13 protein-coding genes are annotated in these 13,194 nt (G+C 50.8%); 11 read left to right on the forward strand and 2 right to left on the reverse strand.

Annotated elements, in window-relative coordinates; genetic code table 11:
* The first annotated feature begins 388 nt into the window (after positions 1-388).
* The 5 genes from ACX1C1_RS17215 (at position 389) to ACX1C1_RS17235 (ending at position 5,587) form a co-directional block, all read left to right on the forward strand.
* Positions 389-2,080, forward strand: a complete 1,692-nt coding sequence (locus ACX1C1_RS17215) for a GspE/PulE family protein (protein ID WP_458953407.1) — start codon at positions 389-391, stop codon at positions 2,078-2,080.
* On the forward strand, positions 2,077-3,114 hold the full coding sequence (locus ACX1C1_RS17220; protein WP_458953408.1) for a type IV pilus twitching motility protein PilT: 1,038 nt from the start codon (positions 2,077-2,079) through the stop codon (positions 3,112-3,114). The genes ACX1C1_RS17215 and ACX1C1_RS17220 overlap by 4 nt, the downstream gene beginning before the upstream one ends.
* Positions 3,115-3,137: 23 nt before the next feature.
* Positions 3,138-4,349 (forward strand): type II secretion system F family protein, encoded by a 1,212-nt coding sequence (locus ACX1C1_RS17225; RefSeq protein ID WP_458953409.1) that lies wholly within the window; start codon positions 3,138-3,140, stop codon positions 4,347-4,349.
* 63 nt (positions 4,350-4,412) lie between these two features.
* Positions 4,413-4,802, forward strand: a complete 390-nt coding sequence (locus tag ACX1C1_RS17230) for a prepilin-type N-terminal cleavage/methylation domain-containing protein (protein WP_458953410.1) — start codon at positions 4,413-4,415, stop codon at positions 4,800-4,802.
* Between the two features lie 2 nt (positions 4,803-4,804).
* Entirely contained in the window at positions 4,805-5,587 is a 783-nt protein-coding gene (locus ACX1C1_RS17235; protein WP_458953411.1) for a prepilin peptidase, read from the forward strand.
* Positions 5,588-5,650: 63 nt separating this feature from the next.
* On the opposite strand, the gene ACX1C1_RS17240 is transcribed toward ACX1C1_RS17235, so the two are convergent.
* The gene (locus tag ACX1C1_RS17240) at positions 5,651-6,172 is read right to left on the reverse strand and encodes a hypothetical protein (protein WP_458953412.1); all 522 of its coding nucleotides are present in this window, start codon (positions 6,170-6,172) and stop codon (positions 5,651-5,653) included.
* 20 nt (positions 6,173-6,192) lie between these two features.
* Entirely contained in the window at positions 6,193-6,648 is a 456-nt protein-coding gene (locus ACX1C1_RS17245; protein ID WP_458953413.1) for a type IV pilus modification PilV family protein, read from the reverse strand.
* A gap of 74 nt (positions 6,649-6,722) precedes the next feature.
* Here ACX1C1_RS17245 and ACX1C1_RS17250 point away from each other — a divergent pair, with 74 nt between their 5' ends.
* The 6 genes from ACX1C1_RS17250 to hemH all read left to right on the forward strand — a co-directional run bounded on the left by ACX1C1_RS17250 (position 6,723) and on the right by hemH (position 13,157).
* Complete coding sequence (locus ACX1C1_RS17250) at positions 6,723-8,651, forward strand: hypothetical protein (RefSeq protein ID WP_458953414.1); 1,929 nt, start codon at positions 6,723-6,725, stop codon at positions 8,649-8,651.
* Between the two features lie 28 nt (positions 8,652-8,679).
* Entirely contained in the window at positions 8,680-9,732 is a 1,053-nt protein-coding gene (pilM, locus tag ACX1C1_RS17255) for a type IV pilus biogenesis protein PilM (protein WP_458953415.1), read from the forward strand.
* The gene (locus ACX1C1_RS17260) at positions 9,729-10,340 is read left to right on the forward strand and encodes a PilN domain-containing protein (RefSeq protein WP_458953416.1); all 612 of its coding nucleotides are present in this window, start codon (positions 9,729-9,731) and stop codon (positions 10,338-10,340) included. Before pilM ends, ACX1C1_RS17260 begins: the two co-directional genes overlap by 4 nt.
* On the forward strand, positions 10,324-10,953 hold the full coding sequence (locus ACX1C1_RS17265) for a hypothetical protein (protein ID WP_458953417.1): 630 nt from the start codon (positions 10,324-10,326) through the stop codon (positions 10,951-10,953). The genes ACX1C1_RS17260 and ACX1C1_RS17265 overlap by 17 nt, the downstream gene beginning before the upstream one ends.
* A gap of 202 nt (positions 10,954-11,155) precedes the next feature.
* Positions 11,156-12,226: a uroporphyrinogen decarboxylase gene (gene hemE / locus ACX1C1_RS17270; protein ID WP_458953418.1), complete on the forward strand. Its 1,071-nt coding sequence runs from the start codon at positions 11,156-11,158 to the stop codon at positions 12,224-12,226.
* Entirely contained in the window at positions 12,219-13,157 is a 939-nt protein-coding gene (hemH, locus tag ACX1C1_RS17275) for a ferrochelatase (protein WP_458953419.1), read from the forward strand. Before hemE ends, hemH begins: the two co-directional genes overlap by 8 nt.
* Positions 13,158-13,194: the final 37 nt, after the last annotated feature.

Raw genomic sequence — 13,194 nt, forward strand, 5'->3', positions numbered from 1 at the left:
TATTCCTACATACTTACACAAACTTCTTGATGCACCCAGACGGATAGATTGTTTTCCTTCTAATGACGCTACGATTGGCATATTCGTTCGAATACTTCATGTTTCTGTGCGTTAAGCCGCAAAAAGAGAAGCGCTTAGCTCTACCCAAACGTAGTTGATCTAATCTCCTTCAGCAGAAATATAGGGGTCCATAAACCCGGCTCTTAAAATGAGGAGCATAGGGCAAGGCTATATTAATGGGTCCAAAGTCCCTTCCGTCTATTAAATTTTTGAAAATAGGACTTTAGTCATTGACATAAACCGCGATTAGTAGATATGATGATGCTATATTCAGCAAATGGACAGGCTAACGACATGAGTCTAAATACCTATGACTGGTGATGGTCGAATGGCAATACGGAAGAGAATAGGAGATTTGCTGCTAGATTCGGGCATCATCAGCGAGATTCAATTAAGGGATGCATTGGACAAGCAGCGAGAGAGCAGGCAGCGGCTAGGCGACGTACTCATACAACTTCAATACATTACGCAGCAGCAATTCATCGAAGCACTCGAATTTCAACTCGGCATTCCCCATGTTCAACTCTACCGATACAAGATCGACCCCAAGATTGTAGGTCTCTTATCACAGAAGCTCGCTGATCAGCACTGCGTGATGCCGCTCCGGATGGAGGGCAGCAAGCTGGTGCTAGCTATGGCGGATCCGCTTGATTATTATGCAATCGACGAGATCAGAGTCGCTACAGGTCTTAGGATCGAACCCGTTATTGCCTCCAAGGACGAGCTGTTGACCGTTATTCGGCGTTATTACGGTCTACAAGATACGATCGATCAGATTTCACAAAATCTACAGCAACGCGATCACGACGAAGAACATGCAATCAAGGACGAAGATTCGCCGGTCGTCAAGACCGTGAATGGCGTAATCGCGCAAGCGGTGCAGGTCGGCGCCAGCGATATTCATCTGGATCCACAGGATGACAGCTTCCGTATTCGATATCGTGTCGACGGGGTTATGCGGACGGAACGGACTTTACCTCCGGGGATGCAATCCATTATTGCCGCTCGGATCAAAATTATGGCCAACCTTAACGTTGCCGAACGCAGGCTTCCACAGGACGGCAGGGTAGAGCTGGAGATCGACTATCGCAAGATTGATATCAGGGTTTCTACGTTGCCTACCATTCATGGTGAGAAGGTTGTTATAAGGGTGCTGGATCTCGGGAGCTCGCTCGCGGATATCTCCAAGCTGGCGTTCTCGCAACGAAATCAAGATGCCTTTAAGTCCAGCATTGAGATGGCGCATGGCGTGGTGCTTATAACGGGACCAACAGGGAGCGGGAAATCGACGACGCTATATTCGGCACTCTCGCATCTCAATCGCGATGATGTCAACATCATAACGGTCGAAGATCCCGTGGAGTATCAGATGGCAGGCATCAACCAAGTGCAGGTCAATCCGGCGTCAGGGCTGACGTTCGCCAGAGGGCTGCGCGCTATCCTGCGCCAGGATCCTAACATTATCATGTTGGGCGAGATCCGCGACTCGGAGACGGCAGAGATATCGGTCAGAGCGGCGATGACAGGTCACTTGGTTCTCAGTACCTTGCATACCAACAGTGCGGTTGGATCCATCAGCCGGCTGATGGATATGGGCGTGGAGCCATTCCTCTTATCCTCGTCGGTCAATTGTATCGTGTCGCAAAGGCTGGTACGCCGAATCTGCTCCCATTGCTCAGAAGCGTGCGAGTCGACGGAGCGCGAACGAGAAATCCTGCGGAAGCATGGACTCGCCGCGGACAAGCTTAAGCATGGTGCAGGCTGTGCCGAGTGCGGCAGGACGGGCTACCGAGGCAGGCTCGCGATTCACGAAGTATTGGTCGTAGACAACGAGCTTAGATCCATGATGATGATGAGGAAGGGCGATCAGGATTTCTACGATCATGCCATCAAGGGCGGTATGGTTCCGATTGTAAAGGACGGTCTTCTTAAGGCGATCGAAGGATTGACGACCGTAACGGAAGTGTTCCGCGTAACAGGCAGCGGCGAGGAGTTGGATGGGCTGGAGGTGGGCATATGACGGGCAACGAATTGCTGCAACTCGCTCATTCCGAAGGCGCATCGGATATTCATATAACGGTAAATTCTCCTATCGTTTTCCGCAAGAATGGTTTGCTAACGCCAATTGGCGACCGTTCGCTCAGACCTGCAGACACGGAGCAGCTAGCAAAGGGGTGGATGTCGGAAACGCAATTCGCCGAGCTCAAGCAGCGGGGAGAAATCGACTTTACGTTCGGCGTTCCGAGTCTCGCCAGATTCCGTATCAATGCTTATCTGCAGCGCGGCAGCATTGGACTCGCGATACGGATCGTACCAAGTCGCATTCCTTCGATTGAGGAGCTTGGGCTGCCCACTGTTTGCCGGACGTTTATTACGAAGCCGCAAGGTCTGCTGCTTGTGACAGGTCCTACGGGCAGCGGCAAATCGACGACGTTATCCGCCTTGGTAGACGAGCTCAACCAATCCGAGCAGCTTCATATCATTACGCTGGAGGATCCTATCGAATTTATATATGACCACAAGAAGTCGATGGTCAATCAACGAGAGATCGGACTCGATACGGAATCCTTCACAACAGGTCTTCGAGCAGCGCTTAGGCAGGATCCCGATGTATTGCTTGTAGGAGAGCTCAGGGATCTGGATACGATCTCTACCGCGATCACAGCAGCCGAGACCGGTCACCTTGTTCTAGCAACTCTGCATACGGCGGATGCGCCTGGGACGATCGATAGAATGATTGACGTGTTCCCGGCGGCGATGCAATCGCAAATCCGGATTCAGTTAGCTTCGGTGCTACTAGGCGTTGTCTCGCAGCGATTGTTGCCGCTAGCGAGCGGAGGCGGCCGAATTGCCGCTTACGAAGTACTCGTTAATACGCCGGCCGTCGCTAACCTGATTCGATCGGAGAAGGTGTATCAGATCCGCTCGACCATGCAGACGGGCCGTTCGTTCGGCATGCAGACGATCGAGATGTCGCTGCGGGAGCTGGTGCAGAGCGGCAGGGTAACTAGAGCGGCCGCTCAGGAAGCGTCGTTCGGGTATGCGGAGCTGTAGCACGGATGTAGGAGGTTGAGAGGATGCCCAAATATCGTTACAAGGCAGTTACGTCGGCAGGCAAAAAAACGACTGGGTTTCTTGAAGCGACTTCGACCATTCGAGCTCGCGAAAGTATCGTCGAGAAGGGCCTCTGGCTGACAGAAATCGTCGACGCCAATGAAACAACGTTGTATAAGGAAATTTCGTTCGGCGGTCCCAAGGTCAAGACGGAACACTTCACGGTCTTCTGCCGGCAGCTCGCCACGATGTACCGTGCAGGCGTCAGTATTGTGGATGCGGTGCAGATTCTGCAGGAGCAGACGCCGAGCAAGGTGCTGGCCAAGCTGCTGGACGGCATTGGCGAGGACATGCGGGGAGGCAAGCAGCTCTCCGAAGCGGTGTCCGCCTATCCAAGCGTGTTCAGCACCGTATTTGTCTCCATGGTGCAGGCCGGCGAAGCGGCAGGCAATCTGGATGTGATGCTGGAGCGGCTCGCGATCTTCTTCGAGAAAGAACGTAATACGCGGGAGAAGGTAAAGTCGGCGATGGTGTATCCGTCGATCATGCTGATTCTGATGATTGTTGTTATCTTTTTTATGATGTTGTTCGTCATCCCGCAATACGCGGTTAGCTTTGAAGGCATGGGGATCGAGCTTCCGCTGCCGACGTTAATTGTAATGGCGGTCAGTGAATTCGTTCAGCAGTTCTGGTATCTCGTCATTGCCGCGTTGTTTCTGCCCGGCGCCCTATGGAGCTATGTCAGGCGCTCCAAATCGGGATTGCTTGCGACTGATGCGCTGCTGCTGCGAATCCCGGTCTTCGGCACGCTCTGGCATAAGCAGGCAATCGCGAGGTTCTCGCGTACGTTCAGCTCGCTGCTTGCTGCGGCTATCCCGATCATGCAGAGCATGAGTATCGTCTCCAATGTTGTCGGCAACGCAGCTATCGGCAAAGCGATTATGGATAGCCGGGACAAAATTATGAGCGGCGATTCGATGTCCGAGCCGCTCAAGCAGTCTAAGTTATTCCCGCCAATGGTTGTGCAGATGATGTCGATTGGCGAACGATCAGGCTCCATCGAGGACATGCTCGACAAGGTAGCCGACTTCTATGAGGCTGATGTGGAGCAGATGGCGGATCGCCTCAAGGCGCTGCTGGAGCCGCTGATGATCGTTTTGTTGACCGGCATCGTCGGCGTAATCGTAATGGCCGTCATGATGCCTACGTTCAAGATGATGCAGAACATGTTGTAACTGTATTGGTTATACGGCAAGACCAAATATAACAATTTCGTACATAACGAGAGGAGAATGTATATGTTGAAAACACTTAAGAAAAATGAAAAAGGGTTAACGTTGATCGAGCTTCTGGCGGTATTGGTGATTGTGGGGATTATTGCAGCGATTGCGATTCCGGCAATTGGGGGGACGATTTCAAGCTCGAAATCGAAGGCTGATGCCGCAACTAGATCCATGATTGAAGAGGCGACATTACGTTACAGTGCAGATAAGCTAGATACAATTACAACTCCGACTCATGAGGTGACATTGGCTATTCTAAAGAGCGAAGGTTATATCAGCGGTGATCCTAAATGGAATGATTCTGCTAAAACGATTACAACTTGTACAGTAACAATTGCGACTAGTGCAGTGACTTGTAATGGTACAACTGCAACACCTGCTCCTACAGCTACTCCTGCAACCTAAGTATGCTGCAGTCTCTAGGCATAATATTTTCTTTATTAGCAGGCCTTCTCCTAGCCCCGCTCCTCAACACCATAGCAATGCGCTGGGACGGCAGGCTGACGGCATCCTATCCGCCGTCATATTGTACGCATACAAGAGGGAAGGGCAGCCGCTTGGCTGTTCTTCCGATCTTGGGGCGGCTAACGTCCAAGGGACGTTGTCCCGCTTGCAGGAATTCGACATGGTGGCGCTACGCGGCGGCAGAGCCGATTACGGGTCTGCTATTTGGTTATTCGGCTTTTAGGATAGGCTTTGAGCCCGAACTAATCGCGGTACTGCTGCTCATTACAGCTCTCGTCATTATTGTGCAAACTGATATTACCGCCATGATTATTCCGAACAAGGTGGTTGTTCCGGCTATCGTTATTGCGTTTGTTATGCGGTTGTTTGTCCATCCGTTGCCGATCTGGAGCTACTTGATAGGAGCCTTAGCGGGCAGCGGATTTTTGTTATTAACAGGCTTGTTGGCGGGTTGGCTGCTTAAGAAGGAGGCTATGGGTGGAGGCGATATCAAGCTTTATGTGCTGATTGGTCTCATTCTCGGTCTTAAGTTAACGTTGTTCAGTTTATTTGCTGCAAGCGTATTAGGATTACTAGGATCGCTTGCCATACGATTCATTGGGCGGGGACAAGAAGGCGGGACGATCCCATTTGGGCCGTATATTGCAGCAGGGGCTGTACTTTCGTATTGGTGGGGCGATTGGCTGATCAGCGGGTACTTAAAGTTAACTGGATTTGCGGGATAAAGTTACACACCTCCTGTCGCTACGAACGGACAAGTAGGCGCGTAATTGTAATGTTGCGAGGTTTCAGGATTGCGTGGAATATACGATTGTCGAGGTTGTCTGTACATCGTTATTTGGCAGACTGACAGAGAGCGTAACCTCGACCTTGGTGTCAATGGTCTCAAATACGATCGACTGGATATGTTCGGCGAACGTAATCGATGTTGGTTCCGCCAACGTACCGTCATCACGCAGAAGCTGGTATTGTACGGTGAGCGAACCGCTCTCCGGGTCAAAGGTATATGTGGCGTATTGACCATCCTCACCGATCAGATCCAGATTGCTGGATGTTTGGGCGGACAAGTCCTCCGGGATAAGGCCGTGGCGAACAGTCGTTACGATGTGGTGAATAATATCCCGTGACGTTTGCATCGTGTGCTCGCGTTCGGTGACCTGCTTCATGCTCGAGCTCGAATATTGCAGCAAATAGATAAGAGATCCCAGGATCATAACCGTGAGCACGAGAACGCCTAACACTTCTACTAACGTCAGGCCTCGCTCGTCGCGTCGAATTTGGTTGGCACAGTTCTTGAGCTTAGACGGCATCGTCAACACGCTCCTCACGTTTATTTGTATGCAACGACTCCGGTTAATTCATAGGTTCGGGATGTTGCCAGGTAGGTTGTCCGAATCGTGATCCGTCTGAACTGGTCGTCCAGATTAACAGTAGTGCCACCGGCATCGGCGGTTCCAAGTGCAGCGGCTTCCGACTGGATCGCAATGGCATATCGGGCGTTATTGGCACCCGGATAATAAATCGTCGTTCCCGACAGCTCACGGAGATCCGCAAGCGACAGGTTCTGCTGGTACAAGGTGAGAGTATCCGAGGGTCCTGGCAGCTGCTGCTTGAGCTGTTCCATCACGTTGCGGGATAGTACAACGGATTCGTCGGTATCCGCGTTAGCCTTCGTGTGAACCGATGACTGCTGAATGATAAAAATGATTCCGAGTACGGCAATGCCTAACAAAACGACGGAGCCGAGCACCTCGACCAATGTCAATCCTTTCTCATTGCGTGTCATCGTTTCACCCCTCACAAAATGCAGTATTCGCATTGGTTTACTCCTAGAATAAACGGAAGAAGGAGGAAAAGGCAATGTTTAAATATATTTCATCCGAAAAAGGCGGCACGTTGATGATCGTATTCGGATTCATCGTCACGCTGGCGATCGTTGTGACGCCTATGGCGATGAGTACGAATATCGGGCTTCTGCAGGCCAAAACAAACGGAAATACTGAAGCGGCATTTACCGAAGCTCATTCGTCGATGACAGTCTTCAGTCATTTGTACAAGAGTATGCTGGAGGAGGACGAGGCGAACAACAACGAAGCGGCAATAACGGCGCTAGCGAGCGAAGTTGAGGCATTAAGCGGACTTCATGCTGATGTTGAAGTGATACGAGATGGGGCAAATGTGCCCGTCAAGGTTCGTTTCACTGCCAGGGCTGGCGCGGGTAATCAAGTGAGAAGCGGGAAGGTCGATTACAGGCTCACACCGCTATACGAGCCGCCGGCAGCTACCTTGCCTGTTGTAACGCCGAATCCAACACCAGTTACGACGCCAGAGCCTACCGCTACTCCACAGCCAACGCCTGCAACGGGAATGAAGGTTATTCTGAGCCATGAGCTGATCGAGAAAAAGTACAACAAGTTATTTGCCGTCTGCTACAGGCAACCGGCAATCGGACAACCGCTTCCGCTGGATCAAATCATTAATGATTACACGGAGCAGCAGTTCAAGGATTGGTTCGAAGATGCGGCGGATTATTATCTGGATCTTGTACCTGTTGCGATGGCCGCTACTTTCCCGCAAGCTTTCCAGGATAGCCGATTCGAGACCGCGGCCGGCGTAAGCCATGCAGTGACAGGGGCCTCGCTTACGGTTACGCAAAGCAGAGACGCCATCCAGCACACGGCAACTGTTCAGATCAAGCCGGCGACAAGTGCGGATATGATGATCAATTCAGATACATCCGGTCTTGCGGTGAAAACAAACGGCGATCTGCTGTTCGAAGGTACGATTAACTCTAACATTGTTGTGAATGGCCGTACGGAAATTGGAGGCAAGCTGCAAATCAATTCGCTTAATAATGGCAAGACGATTGTGTTCAAGGATGATGTTATCATTCGCGGCGACCTCCAATTCGGGGGTAGTACCGTCGACACGGTCATTGTCGAAGGAGATCTTATCGTCGGTGGTCATATGACGAACTCGAACGTGCTCAAGAAGCTGATTGTTATGGGAGATATGCTTGTAGCTGGCAGCGTAACGACAAACAATGTACTCAACATGTGGCACATGGATGGAAAACTGATCGTGAAAGGCGATCTGACAACCAACAACAATCTGACAAGCTTCAGTGTAGGCAGGGATGCATCCATTCAAGGGAATGTCATCATCAAGATGCCTGTTGCAGAATCGATGAACGGGATACAGGGTCTGTTCCGCGTGCAGGGCTCGCTTCAGGTGCTTGGCTCGCTGGAATTCCGCAACACTTTGTATGGACTTGCGATCGGCGGAGATCTGATCGTCGGCTCTGTACTCTCGTTTAATCACCTCAAGAGCGGGATGGCGGTTGGCGGCTCGATATTGGTCAACAACCAAATCAAATTTACGAACTCGGTCGAGTCGTTCCAAATCGGAGAGAATGTTGTTGCGGGTGGACAGATATCGTTCTCACATCCCATCCACAATACATTCAAAGTAGATGGAACGATGGCCGCTGAAGGCGATATCCAGATCGCATTTATTCAATCGGACGCGTCTATGTCGATTGGCGGGAACTTGATTACGGCTTCGAACCTGTCGGTAACAGGTAATATACCTGGTAGTCTTAAGCTTGGGGGTTACTTGCTCGCTTTCAAAAACGCGAATATGCCCGAAATGCATAAGGACTGGAAGAGTAACGGGATGACCGGTTTTTTTGTCGGCGGTCTGACGAGCTTCTACAGCAACTATTCGCAAAGCTGGTATTCGGATGGCTTAGATAATGGCTCTACACAAGAGAGAATTTGTATCTATTAAGCAGCGGGTAAAGACGTCATAGAGGGGGATGGCAATGATTGGAGCGCTGCTAAACGGGCTGACGGGCGTCAGCCACAGTCTGGGCATTGAAATGACGGACAATTACATCCGGATTTGCGAGACCAAAACATCGCGCAGAGGCACGACAAAGCTATTGCGCTATACAAGCAAAGAAATGCCGAACGGATGCATGGAAGACGGCAAAGTACTGAATTGGGAAGGGATCGAAGCAACGATGAAGGAGCTGTTGTCGTCGGGGAAATTCGGCACGAAGCAGCTGCACTTTGCGATCCCTAGCCAGATGGTAATGGTTCGAAATCTAAAGCTGCCGGATATTGGGCATTCGGAGCTTCGCAAGCTGGTTCAGTTCGAGATGAGCCATAATTTGCGTGTGGCTTTCGAGGAGCCATACTTCGATTTCGTGAAGCTGCCGAAACCATCGATCCAGCACGCAGCCAGGGAAGAGGAACAGGGAGCAGAGCTATGCGAGCTAATGGTCGTGGCCGCTCCGGGAGGACTGCTGATGCAATATCGAACAATGTTTGAGAAGCTGGGTCTTCGCCCTGCAAGCTTCGAGATTAAGCCATTCTCCGTACTGCGATTAATCGAAGCAAGCGGGACCACCGTACGGGATGTACAGCTGTTCGTACATGTAGGCGAGCAGCACAGTGAGCTTAGCATATTGTTTGATGGGCGATTGGAATTGACGAGGCAGGTTGAAGTGTCGTTCCAATCCATCGTTGCGAAGGCGGATTCGTCTAACAACGAATGGCTGCAAAGCTTCTCGAGCCCAGAGACGACATTCAAGAATGCAATTCAGGATCTGGCTGGAGAGCTGGAGCGGTTGCTCAACTTCTATCAATACACATTAAACAATGGTTCAAAGACGTTCCGTAACATATTGTTGTCTGGCGAGTTGAAACAGATGGAGAAGGTTCGCGAGGGGCTTGAAGAGGAGCTGGAGCATCCTGTCGTCATCCTGGAGTGGCCGACGCTGGATGATTCCTCTGTTATTGCCGACTGGTCTCTTTCATCGTATTCGGTCGCACTCGGGTTGTCGATTAGGGGGCGGACATCATGAAATCAATTAATCTGCTGCCACCCAAACCATCGGCGAGAGGCGGCTCCAAGCTGACACTGGTCGTCGCGTTACCGCTCATTGCAGCAGCTGCGGTGCTGATCGGAATGTCCTTGTTGTGGCAGAAGGAAACGGATCGTTTGTTGCTTGAGGCGACTCATGTATCACTTGCCAATGCCAAGTTGAAGGCGGAGGGAGTCCCTATTACCGAGCTTAATGAGCAAACGGAGATGCACGCTCTGATCGGGAAGCTCGAAGAACAGCGTATCGAATGGAAAACATATTTGGATGCTATACTTGAACCGCTGTCTGCCGATGCGCGAATTGTTTCTTTATCAGTGGGAACAGAAGGCGTGCTGCATATGGAAGTGGACTTTACTTCATACGAGCGATCCGTCGACTATGTTGAGGCGCTAGAGAACGTACCAGTGCTTAGTTACGTGAACATTCAATCCTATAATCGAAGGGCCGACGAAACAAAAAGCTTGGAGCCTTCCGCAGATGGTACGTTCATTTCGATTAGGGGAACTACCTATACGGCAATTCTGGATTTAGGACTTGCATCGTCTGGTACCCAGGGGGGAGGTGTGACCAATGGAGCTGGAAAGTAAACAATCAAAAACTTCGCCCAAACGCGAGCTTATACTGTTACTCTCGGCGATAGGAATTGCTGCTAATGCAGCATTATGGATGCTCTATGTTAATCCGCATAAAGATAGGCTCGAGCAGGCTAAGATGTCGCATGCTCAGGCTGAGGCTGAGGCTTCAACTTTGCAAGGAGAATATACATTAGCGCCAAACGAGCCTGTGGATCACATCGAGGTGGAGGGGCGTGTGCCTCTAGTGCTGGAGCAATCGGCTGTAATCGAACAGCTGCACGAATTATCGGCCAAATCCGGTGTATTGCTGGCTCAATATGCCAAGATGTCGGAAGAGGCAGCGATGACCGAAGAGTCGGCGGCAGTCACGGAAGCTCAGACGCTGCCATTTACGCTCACATTAGCTGGTCATATCGAGTCTTTGTCCGACTATTTGGATCGCTTGCAGCATGATCAAAGATTATATAAGGTCAAAAGCTGGAGCATCAATCGTATCGATACGGCGGAGGCGCAGCAAGCCTACCCTGGTGTATACGATCTTGCAGGTGTAACACTCACTAAACCGATCCATGTAATGCATCTAAGTGCGGAGACATATGGTTATCATCCTGCTGCAGAATCATAGTGAAGACGATGCTTGAAAGGAAAACCTCTACTCGATCCGCGACAGCGGGCGGTGCTAGAGGTTTTTATTATGAAAGTTTTATGCCAATAATCGGTGATTGTCATACTATTGTCATAGGAAACAAGCGTGCTCAGGTTGTTAGGGATAAGGAAAAAGGGCATAATGGTAAACAGGTGAAATTACATAGAAATGGGGAACGGGAATGTCTTATAACGACCGTTTCATTCGGGCAAGCCGGAAGGAACAAGTAGACCGATTGCCAGTATGGTACATGAGGCAGGCGGGACGGTATGATCCGGATTATCGTAAAATAAAAGAAAAGTATTCATTGCTCGAAATATGCAAGCAGCCTGAGCTGGCGGCAGAAGTGACCATGATGCCGATTCGTAAGCTAGGCGTGGATGCGGCGATTCTGTATTCCGATATTATGAATCCAGTTGCATCGATCGGTATCGACTTCGATATTGTTGCGAACGTCGGACCTGTGATCCACAATCCGATTCGATCCGCTGAAGACGTGGCCAAGCTGAAGCCAATCGATGTGGAAGGCGATCTCGGCCACGTGCTAGAGACGATTCGTATACTTGATCGAGAGCTTGAAGTGCCGCTTATTACGTTTGCTGGCGCTCCTTTCACAATCGCCAGTTATTTAATAGAAGGAAGACCATCGAGAAATTACCTTCGCACCAAAGAGATGATGTACAGCGAGCCGGCGGTCTGGCATGAGCTGATGCGTAAGCTTGGAGACATGGTCATCACTTATTTGCGCGCGCACATTGCGAATGGCGGCAAGGCGTTCCAAATCTTTGATAGCTGGGTAGGGGCGTTATCCCCAGCAGACTTCCGCACATTCGTGCTTCCTACGATTGAACGGATATTCTCTGAGTTATCGGATTTGCCGCAGCCCAAAATCTACTTCCCAGGCGTTAGCTCAGGAGAGCTTCTGCCGGAGCTGCGTAATGTACAAGCAGATGTAATCGGTCTAGACTGGCGTGTATCGATCCAAGAAGGCAGACGCCGATTGGAAGGTCGTACCGCCGTACAAGGAAATCTCGATCCGACGATTCTGACGGCGCCAATGTCCGTCATTGAGTCGTACGCAGCTGAGATCATTGATCAGGGTATCGAGGAACCTGGATTTATTTTTAATCTTGGTCATGGATTGTTCCCGGAAGCTTCGCTTGAGAAGCTGGCTGAATTAACGAAGTTTATTCATTCGTATTCGGAGAAGGCCATCGCGGCCAAGAGCAAGGAAGGTGCGAGTTATGTCTAATGGGATCAACAAGATTGGCGTATTGGTCATGTCTTACGGCACGCCGGAATCAATGGATGATGTGGAGACGTATTATACACATATTCGTAGAGGTCATCCGCCGACGCCGGAGCAGCTCGCTGAGCTGACAGAGCGTTATGAAGCGATTGTAGGCGGCGTGTTCCCTTTGCGTGAGAATACCAATAGTCAGGTTGCAGGCTTGCAGGATAAGCTTGAGACCATTGCGCCTGGGCAATACGTTTGTTATCAAGGCCTCAAACATGCCAAGCCGTATATCGAAGACGGTGTCGAGACGATGAGCAAGGACGGGATCACGCGTGCCGTTGCCATCGTGTTGGCGCCACACTATTCGACGATGAGTATCGGCAGCTACATGAAGCGTGCAAAGGAAAAAGCGAACGAGCTTGGTATCGAGCTTGCGACTGTTGAGAGCTATCACCTGCATCCCAAGCTGATTGCAGCACTAACGGATCGTGTGAAGGATGGTCTAGAGCGTCTCTCCGTCTCGAGTGACGGAGAGACAGCCCTTCGTGTATTGTTCAGCGCACATAGCTTGCCTGAGAAAATTCGCGAGCTTGGCGATCCATACGAGAAGCAACTGATGGAAACCTCTGCAGCTGTCGCCGAGGCGGCTGGCGTGAAGGACTGGCAGTTCACTTGGCAAAGCGCGGGGCGCACAAGAGACCCATGGCTCGGACCGGATATTCTCGAGACGATGGCAACCATTCGCGGCGAAGGGATCAAGGCGGTATTGGTTGCTCCGGTTGGATTCGTATCCGATCATCTGGAGGTTCTCTACGATCTGGATATCGAAGCGAAAGCGGAAGCGGCCAAGCTGGACATGACACTCGAGAGAATCAAGATGCTTAACAAGGATCCGCTATATATGGAGACGTTAGCTGAGTCGGTTATTGCAGCATTGCAGGTCTAAATACACATTGAGGTTTCATGGATCTAGCTGTCAGCAA

The sequence above is a fragment of the Paenibacillus sp. strain BS8-2 genome (assembly GCF_054483835.1).